At 53.8% G+C, this 25599-nt stretch carries 24 protein-coding genes; 21 read left to right on the top strand and 3 right to left on the bottom strand.

Annotation, left to right across the window (positions count from 1 at the left end; all coding sequences use genetic code 11):
• The first annotated feature begins 121 nt into the window (after positions 1 to 121).
• The 4 genes from ABLV75_RS09765 to eno all read left to right on the top strand — a co-directional run bounded on the left by ABLV75_RS09765 (position 122) and on the right by eno (position 4467).
• Complete coding sequence (locus ABLV75_RS09765; protein ID WP_224226417.1) at positions 122 to 394, top strand: hypothetical protein; 273 nt, start codon at positions 122 to 124, stop codon at positions 392 to 394.
• Positions 395 to 422: 28 nt separating this feature from the next.
• Complete coding sequence (gene mazG / locus ABLV75_RS09760) at positions 423 to 1223, top strand: nucleoside triphosphate pyrophosphohydrolase (RefSeq protein ID WP_004105011.1); 801 nt, start codon at positions 423 to 425, stop codon at positions 1221 to 1223.
• A 227-nt stretch (positions 1224 to 1450) separates the two neighbouring features.
• Entirely contained in the window at positions 1451 to 3088 is a 1638-nt protein-coding gene (gene pyrG / locus ABLV75_RS09755; protein ID WP_004105009.1) for a glutamine hydrolyzing CTP synthase, read from the top strand.
• An 80-nt stretch (positions 3089 to 3168) separates the two neighbouring features.
• Positions 3169 to 4467 carry a phosphopyruvate hydratase gene (eno, locus tag ABLV75_RS09750; RefSeq protein WP_004105008.1) on the top strand — a complete coding sequence of 433 codons (1299 nt, stop codon included), beginning with the start codon at positions 3169 to 3171 and terminating at the stop codon, positions 4465 to 4467.
• Positions 4468 to 4533: 66 nt separating this feature from the next.
• On the opposite strand, the gene ABLV75_RS09745 is transcribed toward eno, so the two are convergent.
• Complete coding sequence (locus ABLV75_RS09745; protein WP_348854929.1) at positions 4534 to 5643, bottom strand: SDR family oxidoreductase; 1110 nt, start codon at positions 5641 to 5643, stop codon at positions 4534 to 4536.
• 460 nt (positions 5644 to 6103) lie between these two features.
• Between ABLV75_RS09745 and queE the strand changes: the two genes are divergently transcribed.
• Both queE and ABLV75_RS09735 read left to right on the top strand, forming a co-directional pair.
• Positions 6104 to 6775, top strand: a complete 672-nt coding sequence (gene queE, locus ABLV75_RS09740) for a 7-carboxy-7-deazaguanine synthase QueE (protein ID WP_004105003.1) — start codon at positions 6104 to 6106, stop codon at positions 6773 to 6775.
• A 188-nt stretch (positions 6776 to 6963) separates the two neighbouring features.
• Positions 6964 to 7752, top strand: a complete 789-nt coding sequence (locus tag ABLV75_RS09735; RefSeq protein ID WP_004105001.1) for an SDR family oxidoreductase — start codon at positions 6964 to 6966, stop codon at positions 7750 to 7752.
• 90 nt (positions 7753 to 7842) lie between these two features.
• Here ABLV75_RS09735 and queD read toward each other — a convergent pair whose 3' ends face one another.
• Positions 7843 to 8205: a 6-carboxytetrahydropterin synthase QueD gene (gene queD, locus ABLV75_RS09730; protein WP_004104999.1), complete on the bottom strand. Its 363-nt coding sequence runs from the start codon at positions 8203 to 8205 to the stop codon at positions 7843 to 7845.
• A 318-nt stretch (positions 8206 to 8523) separates the two neighbouring features.
• On the opposite strand from queD, the gene cysJ reads away from it, so the two are divergent.
• From cysJ to ABLV75_RS09685, 9 genes are all read left to right on the top strand, one after another.
• The gene (gene cysJ, locus ABLV75_RS09725; RefSeq protein ID WP_032704739.1) at positions 8524 to 10323 is read left to right on the top strand and encodes an NADPH-dependent assimilatory sulfite reductase flavoprotein subunit; all 1800 of its coding nucleotides are present in this window, start codon (positions 8524 to 8526) and stop codon (positions 10321 to 10323) included.
• Positions 10323 to 12035, top strand: a complete 1713-nt coding sequence (gene cysI, locus ABLV75_RS09720) for an assimilatory sulfite reductase (NADPH) hemoprotein subunit (protein ID WP_004104995.1) — start codon at positions 10323 to 10325, stop codon at positions 12033 to 12035. The genes cysJ and cysI overlap by 1 nt, the downstream gene beginning before the upstream one ends.
• Positions 12036 to 12130: 95 nt before the next feature.
• Positions 12131 to 12865 carry a phosphoadenosine phosphosulfate reductase gene (gene cysH / locus ABLV75_RS09715; RefSeq protein WP_004104993.1) on the top strand — a complete coding sequence of 245 codons (735 nt, stop codon included), beginning with the start codon at positions 12131 to 12133 and terminating at the stop codon, positions 12863 to 12865.
• 648 nt (positions 12866 to 13513) lie between these two features.
• Positions 13514 to 13900 (top strand): hypothetical protein, encoded by a 387-nt coding sequence (locus ABLV75_RS09710; RefSeq protein ID WP_017145481.1) that lies wholly within the window; start codon positions 13514 to 13516, stop codon positions 13898 to 13900.
• Between the two features lie 132 nt (positions 13901 to 14032).
• On the top strand, positions 14033 to 14332 hold the full coding sequence (locus tag ABLV75_RS09705) for a hypothetical protein (RefSeq protein ID WP_004104991.1): 300 nt from the start codon (positions 14033 to 14035) through the stop codon (positions 14330 to 14332).
• A 237-nt stretch (positions 14333 to 14569) separates the two neighbouring features.
• A complete protein-coding gene (locus tag ABLV75_RS09700; protein ID WP_017145482.1) occupies positions 14570 to 15100 on the top strand; it encodes a DUF3304 domain-containing protein in 531 nt (176 codons plus the stop codon).
• 78 nt (positions 15101 to 15178) lie between these two features.
• Positions 15179 to 15709 (top strand): DUF3304 domain-containing protein, encoded by a 531-nt coding sequence (locus ABLV75_RS09695; RefSeq protein ID WP_017145483.1) that lies wholly within the window; start codon positions 15179 to 15181, stop codon positions 15707 to 15709.
• Between the two features lie 78 nt (positions 15710 to 15787).
• Positions 15788 to 16309 carry a DUF3304 domain-containing protein gene (locus ABLV75_RS09690; protein WP_017145484.1) on the top strand — a complete coding sequence of 174 codons (522 nt, stop codon included), beginning with the start codon at positions 15788 to 15790 and terminating at the stop codon, positions 16307 to 16309.
• A complete protein-coding gene (locus ABLV75_RS09685; protein WP_004104986.1) occupies positions 16297 to 18891 on the top strand; it encodes a DUF2235 domain-containing protein in 2595 nt (864 codons plus the stop codon). The genes ABLV75_RS09690 and ABLV75_RS09685 overlap by 13 nt, the downstream gene beginning before the upstream one ends.
• Positions 18892 to 19077: 186 nt before the next feature.
• Here the strand turns inward: ABLV75_RS09685 and ABLV75_RS09680 are convergent, their stop codons facing one another.
• Positions 19078 to 20133, bottom strand: a complete 1056-nt coding sequence (locus ABLV75_RS09680; RefSeq protein ID WP_004104984.1) for an aminopeptidase — start codon at positions 20131 to 20133, stop codon at positions 19078 to 19080.
• 248 nt (positions 20134 to 20381) lie between these two features.
• Here ABLV75_RS09680 and cysG point away from each other — a divergent pair, with 248 nt between their 5' ends.
• From cysG to ftsB, 6 genes are all read left to right on the top strand, one after another.
• The gene (cysG, locus tag ABLV75_RS09675; RefSeq protein WP_181554164.1) at positions 20382 to 21788 is read left to right on the top strand and encodes a siroheme synthase CysG; all 1407 of its coding nucleotides are present in this window, start codon (positions 20382 to 20384) and stop codon (positions 21786 to 21788) included.
• Between the two features lie 9 nt (positions 21789 to 21797).
• Positions 21798 to 22706, top strand: coding sequence for a sulfate adenylyltransferase subunit CysD (cysD, locus tag ABLV75_RS09670; RefSeq protein WP_004104981.1), 909 nt, complete (start codon positions 21798 to 21800; stop codon positions 22704 to 22706).
• Between the two features lie 9 nt (positions 22707 to 22715).
• Complete coding sequence (gene cysN, locus ABLV75_RS09665) at positions 22716 to 24143, top strand: sulfate adenylyltransferase subunit CysN (protein ID WP_004104980.1); 1428 nt, start codon at positions 22716 to 22718, stop codon at positions 24141 to 24143.
• A complete protein-coding gene (cysC, locus tag ABLV75_RS09660; protein ID WP_004104979.1) occupies positions 24143 to 24748 on the top strand; it encodes an adenylyl-sulfate kinase in 606 nt (201 codons plus the stop codon). The genes cysN and cysC overlap by 1 nt, the downstream gene beginning before the upstream one ends.
• A gap of 53 nt (positions 24749 to 24801) precedes the next feature.
• Entirely contained in the window at positions 24802 to 25128 is a 327-nt protein-coding gene (locus ABLV75_RS09655; protein ID WP_004104978.1) for a DUF3561 family protein, read from the top strand.
• Between the two features lie 139 nt (positions 25129 to 25267).
• On the top strand, positions 25268 to 25585 hold the full coding sequence (gene ftsB, locus ABLV75_RS09650) for a cell division protein FtsB (RefSeq protein ID WP_004104977.1): 318 nt from the start codon (positions 25268 to 25270) through the stop codon (positions 25583 to 25585).
• Positions 25586 to 25599 lie beyond the last annotated feature (14 nt).

Below are 25599 nucleotides of genomic sequence, written 5' to 3'. Positions count from 1 at the left end.
CGTTTTTACCCTGATAGCCATGGAGCTCCCCGACGGGCGCTGGCTTACTGGATAGGCTTCAATGGATTTGAGCTTAAGTTTCTTTATTCTTTATCTCCTCTCATCCCTCACGCTGATCGCTGTGCAAATCTGGCTGTTTTTTATCGTTTATTCGCCAGACGGATCCTTGAGTTCACACCTGATATGCCGCGCTGCAAATGCCCTTGCCATGTTTGTGCAGCTTTGCGTGACGGTGAAAGGGGAGTTTCCTTTTAACATGCTTTCGTCGCAAATCCGCTATATTGACGACCCGGTGCGCATGCTGGCGTTGGTATTTATCGTGCTGCACGGCATAGTTTATGTTTTTGTAATACGCGGCGGCTTGCCAAAACCGAAACGCGAATGGCGTGACTGAAATGATGAAAAGTGCAGGATCAATAACTATGAAGGCAAATAATGAGATGGAACGGCTGCTCGGCATTATGCAGCGGCTACGCGATCCGGAAAACGGCTGTCCGTGGGACAAAGAGCAGACGTTTGCCACCATCGCTCCCTATACGCTTGAAGAAACCTATGAAGTGCTCGACGCCATCTCCCGCGAAGATTTTGACGATTTGCGCGGCGAGTTGGGCGATCTGCTGTTCCAGGTTGTCTTCTACGCTCAAATGGCGCAGGAAGAGGGGCGCTTTGATTTCAGCGATATCTGCGCCGCTATCAGCGACAAGCTTGAGCGCCGCCACCCGCATATTTTCGGCGATGCCTCCGCCGGTAGCAGCAGCGAAGCGCTGGCCCGCTGGGAGCAGATCAAAAGCGCTGAGCGAGCGGAAAAGTCCCAGCACTCCGCGCTGGACGATATTCCGCATAGCCTTCCGGCGTTGATGCGCGCGCATAAAATCCAAAAACGCTGCTCGGCGGTGGGTTTTGACTGGACCTCTCTCGGACCGGTGCTGGATAAAGTTCATGAAGAAATAGATGAAGTGATGCATGAAGCGCAGCAGGCCGTGGTGGATGAAGCTAAACTGGAGGAGGAAGTTGGCGACCTGCTGTTTGCAACGGTCAATTTATCCCGCCATTTAGGCGTCAAAGCCGAGGTTGCGTTGCAAAAAGCCAATCTCAAATTTGAACGTCGCTTCCGTGAAGTTGAGCGGATTGTCGCCGCGCGCGGCCTGGAAATGACCGGCGTCGACCTCGATACTATGGAGCAGGTGTGGCAGGAAGTAAAACGCCAGGAAACTGATCTCTAAAGAGTTTTCGTGATCAAGCGCTATTTGTGTGATTTTTTAAATAACAAGCGCTTGATTTACGTCAAAAACATTTCGCCAAAAGCGGCTATTTTCTCACTCCCCGCGTTTGTGTGGGCCTGATGAAAAGGAGGGATAATGAAAGTTTGTGGCGTCAGTCATGATCGGGTATACTGCTTTCCCGTCCTGGTTATTCCATCGTCTTTTAAACCTAACTTCTCAGGTTCAGCATGACAACGAACTATATTTTTGTGACCGGCGGGGTCGTATCCTCTCTGGGTAAAGGCATTGCCGCAGCTTCCCTCGCAGCCATTCTTGAAGCCCGTGGGCTTAACGTGACCATGATGAAACTGGATCCATACATCAACGTCGATCCGGGTACCATGAGCCCAATCCAACACGGGGAAGTGTTCGTTACCGAAGACGGCGCTGAAACCGATCTGGACTTAGGTCACTACGAGCGCTTCATTCGCACCAAGATGACTCGTCGCAACAACTTCACCACCGGCCGTATCTACTCTGATGTCCTGCGCAAAGAGCGTCGTGGCGACTATCTGGGCGCGACCGTGCAGGTGATCCCGCACATCACCAACGCGATTAAAGAGCGCGTGCTGGCGGGCGGCGAAGGTCATGATGTGGTGCTGGTTGAAATCGGCGGTACCGTAGGCGATATCGAGTCGCTGCCGTTCCTTGAAGCGATTCGGCAGCTGGCGGTGGATATCGGTCGTGAAAACGCCCTGTTTATGCATTTGACCCTGGTGCCGTACATGGCCGCCGCGGGCGAAGTCAAAACCAAACCGACCCAGCACTCCGTAAAAGAGCTGCTCTCCATCGGTATTCAGCCAGACATTCTGGTTTGCCGCTCCGATCGCGCCATTCCGGCGAACGAACGCGCCAAAATTGCTTTGTTCTGCAATGTGCCAGAAAAAGCCGTTATTTCGATGAAAGACGTCGATTCCATTTATAAAATTCCGGGCCTGTTGAAATCTCAGGGGCTGGACGATTATATTTGTAAACGATTCAGCTTAAACTGTCCGGAAGCGAACCTGGCCGAATGGGAACAGGTTATCTACGAAGAAGCGAACCCGGCAGGCGAAGTCACTATCGGTATGGTCGGCAAGTACATTGAACTGCCGGATGCCTATAAATCAGTGATTGAAGCGCTGAAACACGGCGGTCTGAAAAATCGCGTTACCGTCAATATCAAGCTGATTGATTCGCAGGATGTGGAAACGCGCGGCGTCGAAATTCTGAAGAATTTAGACGCTATCCTGATTCCTGGCGGCTTCGGCTATCGCGGCGTCGAAGGTAAGATCGCTACCGCGCGCTATGCGCGTGAAAACAACATTCCATATCTGGGTATTTGCCTGGGTATGCAGGTTGCGCTGATTGAGTTTGCGCGCAACGTAGCGGGGATGGAAAACGCCAACTCAACGGAATTTGTGCCAGACTGTAAGTACCCGGTCGTGGCCCTGATTACCGAATGGCGTGATGAAGACGGTAATGTCGAAGTTCGCTCTGATAAGAGCGATCTCGGCGGCACGATGCGCCTCGGCGCACAGCAGTGCCAGCTGGCTGAAGATAGCCTGGTGCGCCAGCTGTATGGCGAACCAACCATTACTGAGCGCCATCGTCACCGCTACGAAGTCAACAACATGCTGTTGAAGCCGATTGAAAATGCGGGCCTGCGCATTGCGGGCCGTTCCGGGGATGATCAGTTGGTCGAGATCATCGAGGTGCCTAACCATCCGTGGTTCGTCGCCTGTCAGTTCCATCCGGAGTTTACTTCGACGCCGCGTGATGGTCACCCGCTGTTTGCCGGCTTTGTGAAAGCCGCTGGCGAGTACCAGAAGCGTCAGGCGAAGTAAAAGAGTTAGAACGGCAATGCACCCATCCGGGTGCATTGTTTGTCTGGAGTTTTAGTTTAACTTGTACTGAGGAAAACCTAATGTCCAAAATCGTTAAAGTCATCGGTCGTGAAATCATCGACTCCCGTGGTAACCCGACTGTTGAAGCCGAAGTACACCTGGAAGGTGGTTTCGTCGGTATGGCAGCTGCTCCGTCAGGTGCTTCTACTGGCTCCCGCGAAGCGCTGGAACTGCGCGATGGCGACAAGTCCCGTTTCATGGGTAAAGGCGTACTGAAAGCTGTTGCTGCGGTAAACGGCCCGATCGCTCAGGCAATCCTGGGCAAAGATGCCAAAGATCAGGCTGGCATCGACAAAATCATGATCGACCTGGACGGTACTGAAAACAAATCTAACTTCGGTGCGAACGCTATCCTGGCCGTCTCTCTGGCTAACGCCAAAGCTGCCGCTGCTTCTAAAGGTCAGCCGCTGTACGAGCACATCGCTGAGCTGAACGGCACTCCGGGAAAATACTCCATGCCGGTTCCGATGATGAACATCATCAACGGCGGCGAGCACGCTGACAACAACGTCGACATCCAGGAATTTATGATTCAGCCGGTAGGCGCTAAATCCCTGAAAGAAGCCGTACGTATGGGTTCTGAAGTGTTCCACAACCTGGCTAAAGTTCTGAAAGCTAAAGGCATGAACACTGCTGTTGGTGACGAAGGTGGCTACGCGCCGAACCTGGGTTCCAACGCTGAAGCGCTGGCTGTTATCGCTGAAGCCGTTAAAGCCGCTGGCTACGAGCTGGGCAAAGACATCACTCTGGCGATGGACTGCGCGGCTTCTGAATTCTACAAAGACGGTAAATACGTTCTGGCCGGCGAAGGCAACAAAGCGTTCACTTCCGAAGAGTTCACTCACTTCCTGGAAGAGCTGACCAAACAGTACCCGATCGTTTCTATCGAAGACGGTCTGGACGAATCTGATTGGGACGGTTTCGCATACCAGACTAAAGTACTGGGCGACAAAATCCAGCTGGTTGGTGACGATCTGTTCGTAACCAACACCAAGATCCTGAAAGAAGGTATCGAGAAAGGCATCGTTAACTCCATCCTGATCAAATTCAACCAGATCGGTTCTCTGACCGAAACTCTGGCTGCGATCAAAATGGCGAAAGACGCTGGCTACACTGCCGTTATCTCTCACCGTTCTGGCGAAACTGAAGACGCTACCATTGCTGACCTGGCTGTTGGTACCGCTGCAGGCCAGATCAAAACTGGTTCTATGAGCCGTTCTGACCGCGTTGCTAAATACAACCAGCTGATTCGTATCGAAGAAGCGCTGGGTGAAAAAGCGCCGTACAACGGTCGTAAAGAGATCAAAGGTCAGGCATAAGCCTGTCTTAATCTGATATGAAAAAGCCAGCCTACGGGCTGGCTTTTTTTATCTCTACAAAAGTGGCTACTTAAAATCTACCGCCATTTGCTGCGGGATAGAAAGCCCGCGCGTGGTCTGTACGCAGCGGTCAATGTAATCGGTAAAGCGCGGCGGTTTTGGCATACCCATGCTGAGCAGCTTGTCGTTGCTGAATCGTACGTTGAGCGTGGCGAAGGCGCCGTAAAGGCGCATGGCTTTTAGCATCAGCCGTTCGTTGCAGGGGCCAAAAATAGCCTTCAGCTCACGACGCATTTTGACCAGCGTTTCATAGCTGACCTGCGCGTATTTATCGCCGACCGGCGCCTGTTCGAGGGCGGAGGCCATTGCGTTATCGATATCCGCAAACCTTACGCTGTTTTCTTCCCCCGCAGAAATATGCACCACTTCTCCGCGCGCCAGCGGGCTGACAAGCAGCATCAGCAGCGCATCGGCACAGTAATCGACGGGGATCACATCAATGCGGTCTTCCATCGAACACATAAATTTTTGCAGGATCAGCCCCATGCTGAATACCCAGAAAATACTGCTGGAGGGCTGACAGCCGTGATGAGTGTGGCCAACAACAATAGAGGGACGGGCGATCGCCAGCGGTAGGGTTGAGCATTCCTGCCGCATGAGACGCTCAATCATTGATTTAGAGTGCGTGTACTCGACCAGATGCGCAGCGCGTTCACGAAACGCTGTGCTTTCCGCTACCAGAGAATCGGGATCTGGCGAGCAGGACATCGCGGTGCCGACGTGCAGAAAGCGCTCAAGGCGGCTGACCTGAGCCATCCGCCGGGCAAACTGCAGCGTACCTTCGACGTTGACCTTCCAGATAAGCGGGTTGTTACCAAATGAGGCGACGGCAGCGCAGTTGAGCACGTGGGTAACCTGATTCAGGCGCGGGTCGTCGAGAAAGGGCTGCGGATTGGCCAGATCCCCCAGCAGAATGTTGCCTGGCGTCAGGGCCGTTAGTCTCTCTTCGCTAATATTGAATTTTCGCAGATTTTCCTTTACCCGCTCTACGGCAGCTACACTATTATCTGCACGAACTAACAGTAATAGATTAGGCGCATTCTTTTTATTCAGAATGCTTTCTAACACTGCTCCACCGAGAAATCCGGTCGCGCCAGTAATTAATAATGTATTCATGAATGCAGTCTCATTATGGTTGGTGGACTGGATTCTAGGCGCAAAAAATTAAACGGATATTAAATGGGTGAAGATCATAACGTACGGTTTATTAAGGTTATTTTAAGGTTGTTTTACGTCGTGGATCGAATTTGACCCTTCGCTATGGCAATAAATTCATTATTTCGTGTATCCATTTGTACATCATTGAAATTTATTATTTTTAAATTTGTTATTTTTATTTTTGGTTTTCAGGGTGATACATGTTTTGTTACACCAAAAATTTCAGCTATGCTGCTTAATAGTAGCCTTATTATTATCAGGCTAGTTAAATCAGCCGCCTCTGGATAGGGATATCGACCAACTGACGGACCTTTATCAATAAGGATTGGGCTTAGCCACCACGCGGCGCAGCGCAGGACAAGATCTGCGCGAGTAAATCTGCGATAATGCGCGCTCTTAACCCAATACAGAGATGATTATGCAGTACCCGATTAACGAGATGTTCCAGACCTTGCAAGGCGAAGGTTACTTCACCGGCGTTCCCGCCATTTTTATTCGTTTACAGGGATGCCCGGTTGGTTGCGCCTGGTGCGATACCAAACATACCTGGGATAAACTTGCCGATCGAGAAGTCTCTCTGTTCAGCATTCTGGCAAAAACCAAAGAGAGCGATAAATGGGGCCCGGCAAGTAGCGAAGATCTGCTGGCCATCATCGGGCGTCAGGGCTGGACTGCTCGTCACGTGGTGATTACCGGCGGCGAACCCTGTATTCATGATTTAACGCCGCTGACCTCGCTGCTGGAGCAAAACGGCTTTAGCTGCCAGATTGAAACCAGCGGCACCCACGAAGTTCGCTGTACGCCTCATACCTGGGTGACGGTATCGCCGAAGGTGAATATGCGCGGCGGCTATGATGTCCTTTCTCAGGCGCTGCAGCGAGCTGATGAAATAAAACATCCTGTTGGACGCGTGCGCGATATCGAAGCGCTCGATGAACTGCTGGAGACGCTGGCTGACGACAAGCCGCGCATCATCGCGCTGCAGCCAATTAGCCAGAAAGAGGACGCGACGCGCCTGTGCATCGAAACCTGCATCGCGCGCAACTGGCGTTTATCTATGCAGACGCATAAGTATCTGAACATCGCCTGATCCCTCCTTTTTTGCCGGGCTGGCTGATAGCTGTCCGGCAAGCACTTTATTCATATATGAATTCATCAAGCCCCCTCGCTTCAGCGTACTAGTTAAGATTCTCGCTCATACCTGCGGTGGTATAATCGATTCGTACATCAGCCGCCCCGGCGCGCTGTCGATATGTTGACTTAAGGATCGAGTTAAACATGCAGCCAATTGAGCCATCCCATGCTTTTTCTATGGAGTTCTTCTCCCTCAAAGGGAAAACCGCCATTGTCACCGGGGGGAATAGCGGACTGGGGCAGGCTCTTGCCCTTGCTCTGGCCACGGCGGGAGCCAATCTGTTTATTCCCGGACGACGCGTCGATAATGCGCAAACCCGTGAACGAATTGAGCAGCAGGGCGCTGAAGTGGAGTTCATGCTGGCGAATATTACCGACAACGGCATGCCGCAGCGCATTATCGCCGCCTGCTGCCAGCGTTTCGGCACGGTCGATATCCTGGTGAACAATGCCGGTATTTGCCGTTTGAATAAGGTCCTGCGCTTTGGCCGCGCCGACTGGGACCCGATGATTGAGACCAACCTGACGGCGGCTTTCGAGCTCAGCCATGAGGCGGCGAAAATAATGGTTCCCCGCCGCTGTGGCAAAATTATCAATATCTGTTCGGTGTTTTCTTATTTAGGCGGCAGCTGGTCGCCGGCTTATGCAGCAACCAAACATGCCCTCGCGGGGTTAACCAAAGCCTATTGTGAAGAGCTCGGTCCATATAACATTCAGGTTAACGGTATTGCCCCCGGCTATTATGAGACCGACATGACGGCGATCGTCCGCAACACGCCTAAGGAAAACAGGCGCGTCCTGGCGCATATTCCGGCCGGCCGTTGGGGTGAGGCGCAGGATCTGATGGGCGCAGTCGTCTTCCTGGCCAGCCGGGCCTCGGATTACGTGAATGGCCATATCCTGGCGGTAGATGGCGGTTATCTGGTGCGCTAGCCGCGAACTAGCCCAGGCGAGGCGAGAAACGGCGAGAGGCGAAAAGGCCATCGCGCCGCTAACAGGCGACCTACGCGATGGCGAAAGGGATCACTCGCCGCGATAGACGCAGCCCGCCGTGCAGGTTTCTTTGATCATCACCGCGCTGAGTAACGGAACCAAAGGCTTCATCTGCTCCCAGATCCATTTTGCCAGGACTTCGCTGGTAGGATTGGAAAGTCCCGGAATATCGTTCAGATAGTAGTGATCCAGGCGATCGTAGGTGGGTTTGAATGCGGCTTTCAGCTCGGCGAAATCCATGATCCACCCGGTATGGGGATCGACTTCACCGGTAATCTCCAGGCGCACCATAAAAGAGTGACCGTGCAGGCGTCCGCACTTATGGCCTTCCGGTACGTGCGGCAGGCGGTGAGCGGCTTCGAAAGTGAAATCTTTAAACAGCGTGGTGGACATCTTTTATTCTCAATATGGCAAAAAAACCGCCGTAGGGTACCGGAAAGTACATTTTTTATCATTAACTAAAACGGTCCTGAACACAAAATGGACATATCCATGCGGTTTATGGGAATTATATCTTTATATTACAGCAGCTTATTTAATCGATTTTGTTGTTAATAACTATAACTAAAACAGGTTAGTCCATTTGGTTATTTGTTATTTCCATCCCTTCTTTAATTGTTACTATCTGCGCCGTTAACCTTCTATTCTCTTCTGTTTTATCACGCTGACAGGGCGTGAATCACAGCTTTGCTTACTGGAACATAACGACGCATGACGACACAGGCCCCACCTTCCAATTTGCTACCGCTGAGTCCGGAGCAAATGGCGCGCCTTCAGGCGGCCACGACTGACTTCACGCCTACCCAGCTAGCCTGGGTTTCCGGCTATTTTTGGGGGATGCTGAATCAGCAGCCCGGCGCGGCGGTTGTTGCGCCAGCCCAGGCGGCTGAAGTGCCGTCCATCACGCTGATTTCGGCCTCGCAAACCGGCAATGCCCGCCGCATCGCTGAAGCGCTGCGTGACGATCTACAGGCGGCGCAGCTGAATGTGAAGCTGATTAACGCAGGCGACTATAAATTTAAACAAATTGCCACCGAAAAACTGCTGGTCGTCGTGACGTCAACACAAGGCGAAGGTGAGCCGCCGGAAGAAGCCGTCGCACTGCATAAGTTCCTGTTCTCGAAGAAAGCGCCCAAGCTGACCGATACGGCATTTGCCGTGTTTGGCCTCGGCGATACCTCCTATGAATTCTTCTGCCAGTCCGGCAAGGATTTTGATAACAAGCTGGCCGAGCTGGGCGGTGAACGCCTGCTGGATCGGGTTGACGCTGATGTGGAGTATCAGACCGCCGCTGCCGAATGGCGCGCCCGCGTAGTTGAGGTGCTGAAAGCGCGCGCGCCTGCTGCTTCTCCGTCTCAGTTGGTTACCAGCGGGGCGGTGAATGAAATCCACACCAGCCCGTATACCAAAGAGGCGCCGCTGACTGCGACGCTGGCGGTGAATCAGAAAATCACCGGCCGTGATTCAGAAAAGGATGTGCGCCATATTGAAATCGACCTCGGCGACTCCGGCCTGCGCTATCAGCCGGGCGATGCGCTGGGCGTCTGGTATCAGAACGATCCGGCGCTGGTGAAGGAGCTGGTGGAGCTGCTCTGGCTAACAGGTACGGAACCGGTCACGGTCGACGGCAAAACGCTACCGCTTGCTGAAGCGCTGGAATGGCATTTTGAGCTGACGGTCAACACCGCCAATATCGTGGAAAACTACGCCACCTTAACCCGCAGCGAGTCTTTACTGCCGCTGGTGGGCGATAAGGCACAGCTTCAGCACTACGCCGCAACCACGCCGATCGTCGACATGGTGCGTTTCTCGCCGGCGCAGCTGGATGCCCAGGCGCTGGTTGACCTGCTGCGCCCGTTGACGCCGCGGCTCTACTCGATCGCCTCTTCGCAGGCGGAAGTGGAAAGCGAAGTCCACGTCACCGTTGGCGTAGTGCGTTATGATATTGAAGGTCGCGCTCGTGCCGGCGGCGCTTCCAGTTTCCTGGCCGACCGCGTCGAAGAAGACGGCGAAGTTCGCGTTTTTATCGAGCATAACGATAACTTCCGTTTGCCTGCGAACCCGGAAACGCCGGTGATCATGATTGGTCCCGGTACCGGCATCGCGCCTTTCCGCGCGTTTATGCAGCAGCGCGCGGCGGAAGGCGCAGAGGGTAAGAACTGGCTGTTCTTCGGCAACCCGCACTTTACTGAAGATTTCCTCTATCAGGTGGAGTGGCAGAGCTACGTCAAAGAAGGCGTGCTGAGCCGCATCGACCTGGCCTGGTCCCGCGATCAACAACAAAAAGTCTACGTTCAGGACAAACTGCGCGAGCAGGGAGCCGAACTGTGGCGCTGGATTAACGACGGTGCCCATATTTATGTCTGCGGCGATGCCAATCGTATGGCAAAAGACGTTGAGCAGACGTTACTGGAAGTGATTGCCGAATACGGCGCGATGGACGCCGAAGCGGCGGACGAATTTTTAAGTGAGCTGCGCGTAGAGCGCCGTTATCAGCGAGATGTCTACTAATGAGCGAAAAACATCCAGGCCCGCTGGTGGTCGAAGGTAAACTGACTGACGCCGAGCGCATGAAGCTCGAAAGCAACTACCTGCGCGGCACCATTGCGGAAGATTTGAATGACGGCCTGACCGGCGGTTTTAAAGGCGATAACTTTCTGCTGATCCGTTTTCACGGTATGTATCAGCAGGATGACCGCGATATCCGCGCCGAACGTGCGGCGCAGAAGCTGGAGCCGCGTCACGCGATGCTGCTGCGCTGCCGCCTGCCGGGCGGGGTGATCACCACCAAACAGTGGCAGGCGATCGATAAATTCGCCGCCGATAACACCATCTACGGCAGTATCCGTCTGACCAACCGTCAGACCTTCCAGTTTCACGGCATTCTGAAGAAGAACGTCAAGCCGGTGCACCAGATGCTGCATTCGGTCGGACTGGATGCGTTGGCCACCGCTAATGACATGAACCGTAACGTGCTCTGTACGTCCAACCCGAACGAGTCTCAGCTGCACGCCGAAGCTTATGAATGGGCGAAGAAGATCTCCGAGCACCTGCTGCCGCGCACTCGCGCCTATGCCGAGATCTGGCTGGATCAAAAGAAAGTCGCCACCACCGATGAAGAACCGATCCTCGGCCAGACCTATCTGCCGCGTAAGTTTAAAACGACCGTGGTGATCCCGCCGCAGAACGATATCGATCTGCACGCGAACGATATGAACTTCGTGGCTATTGCTGAAAACGGCAAGCTGGTGGGCTTTAATCTGCTGGTGGGCGGCGGTTTATCGATTGAGCACGGCAATAAGAAAACCTACGCTCGTACGGCGAGCGAGTTTGGCTATCTGCCGCTGGAGCATACCCTGGCGGTAGCGGAAGCGGTGGTGACGACCCAGCGCGACTGGGGCAACCGTACCGACCGTAAAAATGCGAAAACCAAATACACCCTGGAGCGCGTTGGCGTTGAGACCTTTAAAGCAGAAGTGGAGCGTCGGGCGGGCATCAAGTTTGAACCGATTCGTCCATACGAGTTCACCGGCCGCGGCGATCGTATCGGCTGGGTGAAAGGTATCGACAATAACTGGCATCTGACGCTGTTTATTGAAAACGGACGTATCCTTGATTATCCGGGCCGCCCGCTGAAAACGGGTCTGCTGAAGATCGCGAAGATCCATAAGGGCGAATTCCGTATTACGGCAAATCAGAATCTGATTATTGCCAGCGTACCGGAAGATCAGAAGGCGAAGATCGAGAAGCTGGCCCGCGAGCACGGCCTGATGAACGCCGTTACGCCGCAGCGCGAAAATTCGATGGCTTGCGTCTCATTCCCGACCTGCCCGCTGGCGATGGCGGAAGCCGAGCGCTTCCTCCCGTCATTCATCGATAAAGTCGAGGCGGTGATGAGCAAACATGGCGTTGGCGACGAGCATATCGTTACCCGTGTCACCGGTTGCCCGAACGGCTGCGGTCGCGCGATGCTGGCGGAAGTGGGCCTGGTGGGTAAAGCGCCGGGCCGCTACAACCTGCACCTTGGCGGCAACCGTAGCGGGACGCGGATTCCGCGCATGTACCGGGAAAACATTACCGAGTCGGAAATTCTCGATTCAATCGACGAACTGGTAGGGCGCTGGGCGAAAGAGCGCGAAGCGGGTGAAGGCTTCGGCGACTTTACGGTGCGTGCGGGCATTATTCGTCCGGTGCTCGATCCAGCCCGGGATTTCTGGGAATAACACCCGCTGCCCGGTGGCGTTTCGCTTACCGGGCCTGCGGTCTTGTCGACCGGGTAAACGCAGGGCCCCGGCAAAAACAGGCAAATGAGGTTCTTATGTCCGTACTCGATTTAAACGCGCTGAACGCATTACCGAAGGTCGATCGCGTTTTACAGCTAGCGGAAACCAATAGTCAGCTGGAAAAGCTGAGCGCGGAAGCGCGCGTTGCGTGGGCGCTGGAAAATCTGCCGGGGGAATACGTGCTCTCTTCGAGCTTTGGTATTCAGGCGGCGGTGAGCCTGCATCTGGTCAATCAGGTGCGCCCGGATATCCCGGTTATTCTGACCGATACCGGCTATCTGTTCCCCGAAACCTACCAGTTTATCGATGAGTTAACGGACAAACTCAACCTGAACCTGAAGGTCTATCGGGCGAAGGAGAGCTCCGCCTGGCAGGAAGCGCGCTACGGTAAACTGTGGGAGCAGGGCGTTGAGGGCATTGAAAAATATAATGACATCAACAAGGTTGAGCCGATGAACCGGGCACTGCAAGAGCTGAACGCGCAAACCTGGTTTGCGGGCCTGCGCCGCGAGCAATCCGGCAGTCGCGCCCACTTACCGGTGCTGGCGATCCAGCGTGGCGTGTTTAAGGTGCTGCCGATCATCGACTGGGATAACCGCACGGTTTACCAGTATCTGCAAAAGCACGGCCTGAAATATCATCCGCTTTGGGATCAGGGCTATTTGTCGGTAGGAGATACCCACACCACGCGCAAATGGGAGCCGGGGATGGCGGAGGAAGAAACGCGCTTCTTTGGCCTGAAAAGAGAGTGCGGGTTGCACGAAGGTTAATATGAGTCCCGGCGCTGCCCTGCGTATTCCCATAAAAGCGGGGTAAAATAGCAGAGCTCTGTTTAGCGGTGGCCAGGGCATGATGGCCATCACGCTCCTGGCTTCTGCCATCCCGAAAAATCAACAGTAAGATGGTGCTGCGATCGCTTAATCGGCTGAGCAGCACCGTATTTTAGGCATAACCGTAGCTCCTTCAACACAACCGGGTGCTGAAACTGGCATGGGAAGGCCGAAAGATAAGCTGCCGGGATTCGACTCAATTTTCTGCGGCCCGTGTTCAACACAAGCCTGGGCTTTCCTGGGTTTTGCTGCAACTAAGAATCTCATTTTATGAATTCATTATTGATTCATATATTCTTATTGTTAGTTGTGTAGCCGGCATGGATGAACAACGTAAGTGATTCATGTTTTATTACGAGCTTATCTAATAATTATCCGCTACGCGCTAATTTCTTGTTTCTTCCCGGCTTGACACAGACTACGAATTATATTTATATTTTTTCCTTCAGGGCGAATACAGAACGAATAAATTTCACATTTTCTTGCACCATATGAATACCGTAATGTTTTTCTGAACGCCTTGCTTATGCCTCTCTGTATTTATGTCTGCTGGGGATATTTATCTTAAATAAAGCGCAAGGTAGCGTCATGTTCTTTGAAAAGGAAATAGTTACAAAAGACAATTATTATATCTCCCTTGAAGGGTTAATTGAACGCTGTTACGCCAAAAGTGCCGGTAAACGATGTATATATCTCGAAGATGAACATTTCATTCAGCAATCTGGTACGGACGAGTTTGCATTCGACACACTATCTGATGCAGTTTCTTTCAGAACAAACCTTATCAGTAAATATCAAAGAATTTTCAAACTTTTTTGCGGCATTCTGGTAGATGAACCGGGAACTGCCTGTTCTCAAGAAAGCAGCACTTTCCCTCAACCGAGAAGACATCAGAAAAGCAAACGACAGAACAATTTTCTGCGTAAATTGAAGGGATTAAGAAGGAATGTTCTCTCATCATACGCGATAAATTAATGATTATTTACGAGTGAACCAGGAAAAATTGGGCCGTCGAAAACATAAACGAGAAACTTAAGAATAGCGCGGAAAGGTTACTGATTATTAAAAATGGAACGCAGTGCGATATCGACTACCCAGGCAGATCGTATGGCTGCCTCACAGGAAATGGATATAAATATGATTTACCTGAACCATCACGCTACAACTATCACCGCTTCTGCAGTTCGCTCTACCGTCACTGCGTTTTGGTTCCAGACGCATTTCCAGCGGCATACAATGCCTGCGCGCGTTTTATTGATTTACCATCTGCATCCGGTTTTTCCGAGCTATTTGCTCTCTGGTTATTGCGTAAAACGTTTGCTGCGCATGTTATTTTCGGCGGCGGGGTGGATACTGTCAGGGATGAGCTTTCCGGGCATATCTAAAGATTTTTTCGAATCGTACTAACAAAACCCACCGGATCGGTTACGTGGATTGTCGTGGCGTGCTTTCATTGGCCAGAGAAGGGTACGCAGCCCTGCCAGAGGGACAGTAAATGCCCTTTCTCACCTGCAGGTTGGCCAGCAAGCGCAATTATGACTGGCGCTTCTGCAATGGCAGAAGGATCTTTTCTGGCGGATGTAAGCCGTGGAGACGGTAAAGGATACACACGGGATAGGTATGACATGAAACGGAGTTCGTACTATGCAGGAAATAGTTAAAGCAGTGCCGCTGTTATGTTTTTTACTGCTGGGCTGTGATCCGGCAGAAAAAGAAGCACCGCGCGGCAGCGGGAAGAGCAGCTACGTGGCGGCTAATCTGTTGGGCTATAACCATATGGCAGGCACGAATATCAACTGGTTCTCCGTCAACGGCTATCGGGGGCACGCCGGGGGGTTTACCTGCTGCATATCGCTGCCGGAAAAATGGCGGCCCAATATGCAGGTGGCAGTGGAGTGGGAGGTTAACCCTAACCCGTTTCCGAAGGATCTCCCCCACTTCGATGATCCAAACTATAAACATTATATGGAAAAATATAAGGCTACCTTTCGTCAGTATAAAGCGGTGGCCACTATTCCCGAATATGAAGATTCCTGCGGCCTGCAGGTGCATTTCTTGCCCTGTCAGCAGATTAAAGTAACGGCCACCTGCCACGGGCCGACTCATCCTGACCACCCGATTAAAGAACCTTTCGATCTGCCGGAGCCTGCCCAGTGCCCGCCAGAAACACCATGATTTTATTGTTGTGAGCGGTGCATTATTAACCGCAGCAGAGGCTGCGCCTTCAGTGTGACATGAAACGGAGTTCATACTATGCAGGGAATAGTTAAAGCAGTGCCGCTGTTATGTTTTTTACTGCTGGGCTGTGATCCGGCAGAAAAAGAAGCACCGCGCGGCAGCGGGAAGACCAGCTACGTAGCGGCTAATCTGCTGGGCTATAACCATATGGCAGGCACGAATATCAACTGGTTCTCCGTCAACGGCTACCGGGGACACGCCGGGGGGGTTACCTGCTGCATATCGCTGCCGGAAAAATGGCGGCCCAATATGCAGGTGGCAGTGGAGTGGGAGGTGGATCCTGACCCGTTTCCGAAGGATATCCCCAGATTCAGCGACCCTAAGTATGATGAATATATAGAAAAACACAGGGCTAACTATCGCCATTATAAAGCGGTGGCCACTATTCCCGAATATGAAGATTCCTGCGGCCTGCAGGTGCATTTCTTGCCCTGTCAGCAGATTAAAGTAACGGCCACCTGCCACGGGCCGACTCATCCTGACCACCCGATTAAAGAACCTTTCGATCTGCCGGAGCCTGGCCAGTGCCCGCCAGAAACGCCATGATTTTATTGTTGTGAGCTGGGCGTTATCAACCGCAGCAGAGGCTGCGCCTTCAGTGTGACATGAAACGGAGTTCATACTATGCAGGGAATAGTTAAAGCAGTGCCGCTGTTATGTTTTTTACTGCTGGGCTGTGATCCGGCAGAAAAAGAAGCACCGCGCGGCAGCGGGAAGAGCAGCTACGTAGCGGCTAATCTGCTGGGCTATAACCATATGGCAGGCACGAATATCAACTGGTTCTCCGTCAACGGCTACCGGGGACACGCCGGGGGGTTTACCTGCTGTATATCGCTGCCGGAAAAATGGCGGCCCAATATGCAGGTGGTAGTGGAGTGGGAGGTGGATCCTGTCCCGTTTCCCAAAAATATGCCCCCAATGGGAACAAAAGAATTTCGTGATTATGCGAAAGATCATGAAGCAAATTATCGCCACTATAAAGCGGTGGCCACTATTCCCGAATATGAAGATTCCTGCGGCCTGCAGGTGCATTTCTTGCCCTGTCAGCAGATTAAAGTAACGGCCACCTGCCACGGGCCGACCCATCCTGATCACCCGATAAAAGATCCCTACCGTCAGTCGGAGCCTGCCCAATGTCCCCAATAACCGAATCTTTTAAGAAACATTTTGGCAATCATCAGCTTACCACTACGGGCGATCCGTGCTGGGTTCCTCCCGCTTTTCCGAAAGAGGGCCGGTTGCTTTTAAGCCAGCGGCAGGTCAACGCCAATATAATCAAAATCGACAGGGAGGAGGCATTATTTCGCCAGGAGTCCCGCCGGCAAAAAAGCAGCCCCTGCTGTAAGAGCCTGCATATCAGCCTGTTTTTTGACGGTACCAATAATAATGCGCTAAAAGATACCGCCTGCATGCCGCCGCACCCGTCGAACGTGGCAAAACTATACCGTGCCTGCGCGCCTGATGATCTCATGGCAAATGAGCGTGGATTTTACGCCTTCTATATTCCCGGCGTTGGTACGCCTTTTCCGCAGATTGGTACCTATGACTATTATTCGTCGGGACTGCAGTTTGCTGTCGGCGGCGAGGACCGTATCAACTGGGGGATGGTGCAGCTTTGTAATGCCCTGAACCATACCGTGACAAAAAATTTCCTCGGCAACGGCATAATGAAAAGGGCGGTTCAGGCGATGAACAGCTCCAGCACTTCGGCGGCTGTGGAACTGGGGTTATTCGCTGGCAGCGCGGCGATGTCTTACAACCGTGAAAAAGTAAACCAGGCCTATCTGGACTCGCGGAAGACAATGCCTGGTCAGATGCGGATGCGGCTGCGTATGTTTGAACAACTCTTAAGGCTGGTGCAGGAAAAATTCGTGCGCGCGCAGTGCAAGACGGCAGCGATAAAGCTGTTTGTGTACGGTTTTTCCCGCGGCGCGGCAGAAGCCCGCGCTTTTGTCAGCTGGCTGGATGAAGCGCTGGCCGAAGGACTACTCGGTTTCCCGGCAGGAACGCTGCTCGGCGTGAAGGTTTCGGTGGAATTTTTAGGCCTCTTTGATACCGTGCCGGCAGTGGGAATTGCCAATGTGGTTCCGGGCTTTACCGGTCACAACGGCTGGGCGGAGCAGACGCAGCCGCTGACGCAGTCAGGGTTAATCAAGCGCTGCTATCATCTGGTGGCTGCTCACGAGCAGCGTCAGGCATTTTCGCTGGACTCCATCCGTACCGCCGCTGGCAGCTATTTATCCCAGACTCAGGAAGTGGTCTACCCCGGTATGCACTCCGACGTTGGCGGGGGATACCCCTGTGGGGATCAGGGCAAGGGCCGGGGCGGTGCGGGCGATCTGTTATCGCAAATTACTCTGCATGATATGTATGCTGCCGCGATGGATGCCGGGGCGCCGCTGTCGTTTCATCCTGATGTTTTTGCCCTGTTGCACCCGGATTTCAGGCAAATGTATATCTTTCGGGAAATGAGTTTTGCTTCAGTTGGGGAATTTGATTTTTATCCCGGACTGGTAGACACCTTTAACAACTGGCGATCGACCCTCTCCCTTGACAATCAGCAGGAGGATCCGCTGTCTGACGATGCTATCTACGCGCCGTTTCGTTTTGAGTCAGTCTGTCTGGAAGAGATGCTGGAAGCGGAAATGATCTGGATGACCGGCTGGCGTATCGCACGTTTTGCTTCACCCAGGACATCGCCAATAAATCTCACGTCGCAGCCCTTCTTCCAGCATGCGGCCCAGCACCCGGAGATTACCGCCCAGCCGTATGCGGCAGGGTTCAGCCAACAGGCGCAGCGCGCCCTTGCCCGTGAGTGGTCGCTTTTGCAATGCAAAGCTGAGGCGATAGCGCAGGCGCGTAATAAAGAGGCGTCCAGACACAGGGGCGATGAAAATTGGTTCCCTGGCCCGGAGCTTGTTGGGCAACCGTTGTTCGATGCCAACAACGCCCGCGGTCAGCTTTGGGAAGCCGCCACCGAGTTTGCGGCGGACTACATGCGTAAAGCTCGCCCCCAGGCGCTGTTTAAACCGGCGATGAAGCAGAAAGCGCAGGGGGCGATCGATTCGGCCACCTGCACTATTGCCGCAAGTGCCGAAACCGGCTTTTCATGGGAGATAAGCACGACGGCGGCAAATCTACAGATACTGGATCCACTGCTCGCCCAGGCGGCCTACTTTTATACCCATCAGAATGAAGCCTATGAATATCTGCGATTTAAGCAGGCGGGCGAGTACAGATTCCGTCAGCATATTGAGCCGTGCCTGTTGAAACGAGAGCAGAACGATAAAATCAGCGGGCTGATCACTCTGTATGATAACTATATCCATGATTCCCGGGCCTGGTTTATGCACTCGGAAAGCGGCGTCAGAGAGCCTTTTGGCAGCTACTTTTTATCCAGAATGATCTATTTTGGCGATAAGTGGAGCAAGGCCGTCCAGCTGCGCTTTGATGGGCAAACGATGTCAGGTATTAGCGAGGCGCTGCAGGATAAGGCCATTTTTGCTCATGTGCCAACCTACGGTGTAAAGGTCTTTAACCGTGATACCGGGCAAGAAATTCCCGTTGACGAAAGCAGTCTGCCAGCGCCCACGCATGAGTTTATCGCGCAGCTTAAACCCCTGGTTAAACAGCGCCAGCAGGCAACGGAAACGGCCAGGCGCGAGCGCATCGCAAATGCGCTCAACGCCTTATGGGACTCCGAAATACTCCATTCACCTCAGGTGTAATTTGACAGAGGTGAGAGGTCAGTGGTGGCGTATTTGTTATCTGAACAGGTTCGGGGCAGCGTTTTTTCAGCTCCCCAGATATAGACCTGGCTGTCGGCGATGGAGCGCATGCTGACAGCCAGTAGCAGGAACAACGGTATTAAAGCATCATGGCGACAGTCCTTGTTGCCGCATTTTATCGTTAGTCTATTTTGAGGCGGGTTTCTTCTCCGCCTTCGCCAGCTCTTTCACCAGCGGCAGCATAACCCTCATCACATCGCGGCTGCGCTGAGCAATACGGCCCGGCAGGGCTTTATCAATATACTGCTGGTTATCCAGCTGAACGTTGTGCCAGCTGGTACCGTCCGGGAACGAACGAGATTTGGCGCGCTGCTGGTAGCCATCTTTGCGTCCCAGAGACCAGTTGGTGGCTTCGACGGTTAATACCGGGATCCCGGCTTCGTCAAATACGCTGGCATCATTACAGCAGCCGGTCCCTTTTGGATAGTCAGGATTCAGGCCAGGATTGCTGGCGGCGCTAATACCTTTACTACGAGCGATAGCCAGCGCCCGGTCGCGGGTGAGCTTGCGCACCGAGGATGGCGTGCTGCGGCCGCTATTAAAATAGAGCTTATCGCCCACCACCAGATTATCGAGGTTAATGACCAATAGGGTATTTTTCTTCTCCGCGTCGCTCATACGCTTAAGCATATTCTGCGCACCCAGACGACCCTCTTCTTCACCGCTGGTGGCGACGAAGCGAATACCATAACGCGTAGGGATATTCTTTAACTGCTCAGCAAGTTCCAGCATGACCCCCAGACCGAGGGCGTTATCATCGATGCCCTGCAGCGTCAGGCCGCCGAGGTTATTTTCTATGTCGGCATCGGTCTGCGGCGCGTAGGTATCTAGATGGGCCATGATGATGATTTGCTGGCGATCTTTCCCCTCATGCGCGGCGATAACCGTGCTGCCGGTGACGTTTTGCCAGTTTTTGCGATTATCGTTGTTGGTGTAAATGTATCGGGTATTAAAACTGCGAATATCGCTCTCGTAGCCCATTTGCGTGAACTGCTGACGCAAATAATCAGCCGACAGCATCTCGGCGGGCGAACCGGTCATTCTTCCGGGAAAAAAGGTAGCGATGTGACGAGCCTGAGCATTGGTGGTGTCGCCCAGAGCGCTTATTGCCGGGGCGGCGGTGAAGACAAAACCTGCGCTCAACGCCAGGGGAAGCAGGCGACGGCACAATGCGGAAAACATAGGGGGGGTCCTTTAGCACTTAAAACAATTTCACCCGCGTAGTATGAAACTGTGATCGGGGTTAAACAATTTCAATCGCTCTTAAATGGTGGAAAAACCGCGTGTTAAGCACTTTTTGATATTAGCTTTTCCAGGCCGTTATTCTTTTGAGTCACAACTCATTCCATTTCGTAATTTCATTTGCTCTAAACCGCACCCTATAGTCGCTCTATTGCTGATTGTAAGAGAGTTGTTGCGCAGTGGAATACTTGCCGATATTTGCCGAAGTGAAAGAGAGACCCGTACTGGTGATCGGCGGCGGCGAGATTGCCGCGCGCAAGATTACCTTTCTGCTGCGTGCTGAAGCGAAGGTACAGATTGTCGCCGACGCGCTAATTCCGGAACTTGCCGGCAAGGTTGAGCGTCAGGAAATTCAGTGGCGGGCCACCGAATTTGAAGAGCAGCAGCTTGATAACGTATTCCTGGTGATTGCCGCTACCGAAGATGACGCGCTGAACCTGCGCGTTTATGCCGCGGCCAACGCGCGCTACCGGCTGGTCAACGTGGTTGATAATCAGGCGCTGTGCTCGTTTGTTTTCCCGTCAATCGTCGATCGTTCTCCGCTGCTGGTGGCTATCTCTTCCAGCGGCAAAGCGCCGGTGCTGTCGCGAATTTTGCGCGAAAAAATCGAAGCGCTGCTGCCCACCAACCTGGGGCGGCTGGCCGAAACGGCGAGCTACTGGCGTCATCATATTAAAACCCATCTGAAAACCACTGCCGAACGCCGTCGTTTTTGGGAACGCGTGTTTACCGGCCGCTTTGCCAGCCTGATGCTGGCGGGCAATAAAGCCGAAGCGGAAAAGGCGCTGGAAGATGAGCTCCGACAGCCGGAAAAGCGGCTCGGTGAAATTATCCTCGTCGGCGCGGGGCCTGGCGATGCCGGACTGCTGACCCTGCGCGGCCTGCAGGCTATCCAGCAGGCGGATGTGGTGTTTTACGACAATCTGGTCACGCCGGAAGTCCGCGAGCTGGTGCGTCGCGACGCGGAGACAATCTGCGTGGGTAAAAGCGCCGCCGGCGTCTCCGTACCGCAGCAGGACATTAACCGCATGCTGGTAGAGGCGGCGAAAGCGGGCAATACGGTGATTCGCCTGAAAGGCGGCGACCCGTTTATTTTCGGGCGCGGCGGCGAAGAGCTGCAGGCTGCAGCTGAAGCCGGTATTCCGTTTCAGGTTGTCCCGGGCGTGACGGCAGCGGCTGGCGCCACGGCTTATGCCGGGATCCCGCTGACCCACCGCGATTACGCGCAAAGCGCAACTTTTATTACCGGGCACTTCGGTGCGGAAAACTCCCCGCTCAACTGGACTCGGCTGGCGCAAAGCGGCCAGACCCTGGCGATTTATATGGGCAGCCTGAAAGCGGCGGAAATCAGCGCTCAGCTGATCGCTAACGGTCGCGCGGGCGACACCCCGGTGGCGGTGATCTCGCGGGGTACTCGCGCCGATCAGCAAACCCGGACCGGCACATTACAACAACTCGAAAACCTGGCGAAAGATGCCCCGATGCCCGCGCTGCTGGTAGTGGGCGAAGTGGTGCGATTACATCATCAGCTTGCCTGGTTTCAACACACCTCATCCTCAGATGCCTTTAAGGCTTCTGTAGTAAATCTGGCTTAAGGAACGGTTATGGACCAAAAACGACTTACTCACCTGCGGCAACTGGAGGCGGAAAGCATCCATATTATTCGTGAGGTGGCCGCCGAATTCTCTAACCCGGTGATGATGTACTCCATCGGTAAAGACTCCAGCGTAATGCTGCATCTGGCGCGTAAAGCGTTTTATCCAGGAACTCTGCCGTTCCCGCTGCTGCACGTTGATACCGGCTGGAAATTCCGCGAAATGTACGAGTTCCGCGACCGTACCGCTAAAGCCTACGGCTGCGAACTGCTGGTGCATAAAAATCCGGAAGGGGTGGCGATGGGGATTAACCCGTTCGTTCACGGCAGCGCCAAACATACCGATATCATGAAAACCGAAGGCCTTAAGCAGGCGCTGAACAAATACGGCTTCGATGCCGCGTTCGGCGGCGCGCGTCGCGATGAAGAGAAATCTCGCGCCAAGGAGCGTATTTACTCCTTCCGCGACCGCTTCCATCGCTGGGACCCAAAAAACCAGCGCCCGGAACTGTGGCACAACTATAACGGCCAGATTAACAAAGGTGAAAGCATCCGCGTGTTCCCGCTCTCCAACTGGACCGAGCTGGATATCTGGCAGTACATCTATCTGGAAAATATTGAAATTGTTCCGCTGTACCTGGCGGCAGAGCGTCCGGTGCTGGAGCGCGACGGGATGCTGATGATGATCGATGACGATCGCATTAATCTGCAGCCCGGCGAGATGATCAAAAAACAGATGGTGCGCTTCCGTACCCTTGGCTGCTGGCCGCTGACCGGCGCGGTGGAGTCCAATGCGCAAACGCTGCCGGAGATCATCGAAGAGATGCTGGTGTCGACCACCAGCGAACGACAGGGGCGCGTGATTGACCGCGACCAGGCAGGCTCCATGGAGCTGAAGAAACGTCAGGGTTATTTCTAAGGAGCCGCCATGAACACTACGATTGCACAACAAATTGCTGATGAAGGCGGCGTAGAAGCCTATCTGCACGCCCAGCAGCACAAAAGCCTGCTGCGCTTTCTGACCTGCGGCAGCGTTGATGACGGTAAAAGCACGCTGATTGGTCGATTGCTGCACGATACCCGACAGATTTACGAAGATCAGCTCTCATCTCTGCATAATGACAGCAAACGTCACGGTACGCAGGGCGAAAAATTGGATCTGGCGCTGCTGGTGGATGGCCTGCAGGCCGAGCGCGAGCAGGGCATCACCATCGACGTCGCCTATCGCTATTTCTCTACCGAGAAGCGCAAGTTTATTATCGCCGATACGCCGGGGCACGAGCAGTACACCCGTAATATGGCGACCGGTGCATCAACCTGCGAACTGGCGATCCTGCTGATCGACGCCCGCAAAGGCGTGCTCGATCAAACCCGTCGTCACAGCTTTATTTCGACACTGCTGGGGATCAAACACCTGGTGGTGGCGGTGAACAAAATGGATCTCGTCGAGTTTAGCGAAGAGACTTTCAACACCATCCGCGAAGCGTATCTGACCTTTGCGGAGCAGCTGCCTGGCGATCTCGACATTCGCTTTGTTCCGCTTTCTGCCCTGGAAGGGGACAACGTCGCCAGCCAGAGTGAGAAAATGCCGTGGTACAGCGGTCCGACGCTGCTGGAAGTGCTGGAAACCGTTGAGATTCAGCGCGTGGTGGAAAGCCAGCCGCTGCGCTTCCCGGTACAGTACGTAAACCGCCCGAACCTCGACTTCCGCGGATTTTCCGGGACGGTGGCCTCCGGTAGCGTGAGGGTAGGGCAGCGTCTTAAGGTGCTCCCGTCCGGAGTGGAATCCACCGTTGCGCGCATCGTCACCTTCGACGGCGATCTGCCAGAAGCGGCGGCCGGGGAAGCGATCACCCTCGTGCTGAAGGATGAAATTGATATCAGCCGTGGCGATCTGCTGGTCGATGCGGCAGTTTCTCTGCCCGCAGTACAAAGCGCCAGCATTGATGTTGTATGGATGGCGGAGCAGGCGCTGACCCCGGGCCAAAGCTACGACATTAAAATCGCCGGTAAGAAAACTCGCGCCCGCGTTGATAGCGTTCGCTACCAGGTGGATATCAACAACCTGACCCAGCGCGAAGTGGAAACGCTGCCCCTGAACGGCATCGGGCTGATCGATCTCACTTTTGACGAGCCGCTGGTGCTGGATAAATACCAGGATAACCCGGTTACCGGGGGCCTGATCTTTATCGACCGTTTGACCAACGTCACCGTTGGCGCAGGTATGGTTCATGAACCCCATGAACGGGTTCAGGCGAGCGCTTCACAGTACAGCGCGTTTGAGCTTGAGCTGAACCAGCTTATTCGCAAGCACTTCCCGCACTGGGACGCTCGCGACCTGCTGGGAGGCAAGTAATGGCCCGACATGACGAAAACGTCGTCTGGCATGACCATAAGGTAACACGTAAAGATCGAGAAGCGCTGCATGGGCATAAAGGCGCAGTGGTCTGGTTTACGGGACTTTCCGGTTCGGGAAAATCAACCATTGCCGGCGCGCTGGAAGAGGAGCTGCATCGGCTCGGCGTGAGCACCTGGTTACTGGATGGCGATAATGTGCGTCACGGCCTGTGCAGCGATCTTGGCTTCAGCGACGACGACCGCAAAGAAAACATTCGCCGCGTGGGGGAAGTGGCGAAGCTGATGGTCGATGCCGGGCTGGTTGTATTGACGGCGTTTATATCTCCGCATCGCGCAGAGCGACAAATGGTGCGCGAACGTATAGGGGAAGGGCGCTTTATCGAAGTGTTTGTCGATACGCCGTTAGCGATCTGCGAAGCGCGGGATCCGAAGGGCCTGTACAAGAAGGCGCGGGCCGGGGAATTGCGCAACTTTACCGGGATCGATTCAGTGTATGAATCCCCGGAGAGGGCAGAAATTCACCTCGACGGTGAACAATTGGTAACAAATTTGGTGCACCAACTATTAGACCTGCTACGACAGAGCGATATTATCAGATCCTGAAACGGCGGCGGCATCAGCGAATGATGCCGGTCGCCAGGTCAACAGGATTCGATATGCGCAATACCCAGAACCTCAGTATTATTCGTTCAGAACCGCCGCCGGCCGCCAGCGACGAGACCACGTGGTCTCTGTCGGGTGCGGCCGTGGGCTTTATTTCATGGCTGCTGGCGCTGGGTATTCCCTTCCTGATCTATGGCAGTAACACGCTATTTTTTCTCCTCTACACCTGGCCGTTCTTCCTGGCGCTGATGCCGGTTGCCGTTGTGGTTGGCATCGCGCTGCATTCGCTGCTGGACGGCAAACTTCAGTACAGCGTCTGCGCGACGATTCTGACCGTCGGGCTGATGTTCGGTCTGCTGTTCCTCTGGCTACTGGGGTAGTCTTTTCACGAATGAATCTGGCCTGGGTATCAACGGTAAAAATGTGGTACAGTCCCCGCGTTACGCGGCGTCGTCCGCGCGCCAGAGTAGAGAACTCGGGCGAGTTATGGGATGATGATGCCGTTTTTCAGGGGGCAGGATGGGTAAACTAACGCTGCTGTTATTGGCTTTGCTGGTCTGGCTACAGTACTCGCTGTGGTTCGGCAAAAATGGTCTGCATGACTATAGCCGGGTTAATGACGATGTCTCCGCGCAGCAGGCAACTAACGCTAAATTAAAAGCACGCAACGATCAGCTGTTCGCCGAAATTGACGATCTCAACGGCGGCCAGGAAGCTATCGAAGAGCGCGCGCGCAATGAACTCAGTATGACCCGCCCGGGCGAAACGTTTTATCGTCTGGTGCCGGATGCGTCGAAACGCAACCAGGCCGCGGGGCAACAGCAGAATAATCGATAAACAGGCCCAGGATT

The organism is Klebsiella sp. CN_Kp066 (assembly GCF_040065135.1).
GTDB classification, from domain to species: domain Bacteria; phylum Pseudomonadota; class Gammaproteobacteria; order Enterobacterales; family Enterobacteriaceae; genus Klebsiella; species Klebsiella oxytoca.
Note: the sequence above shows the minus strand (reverse complement) of the source record. Positions and strands in the feature narration are given on the sequence as shown.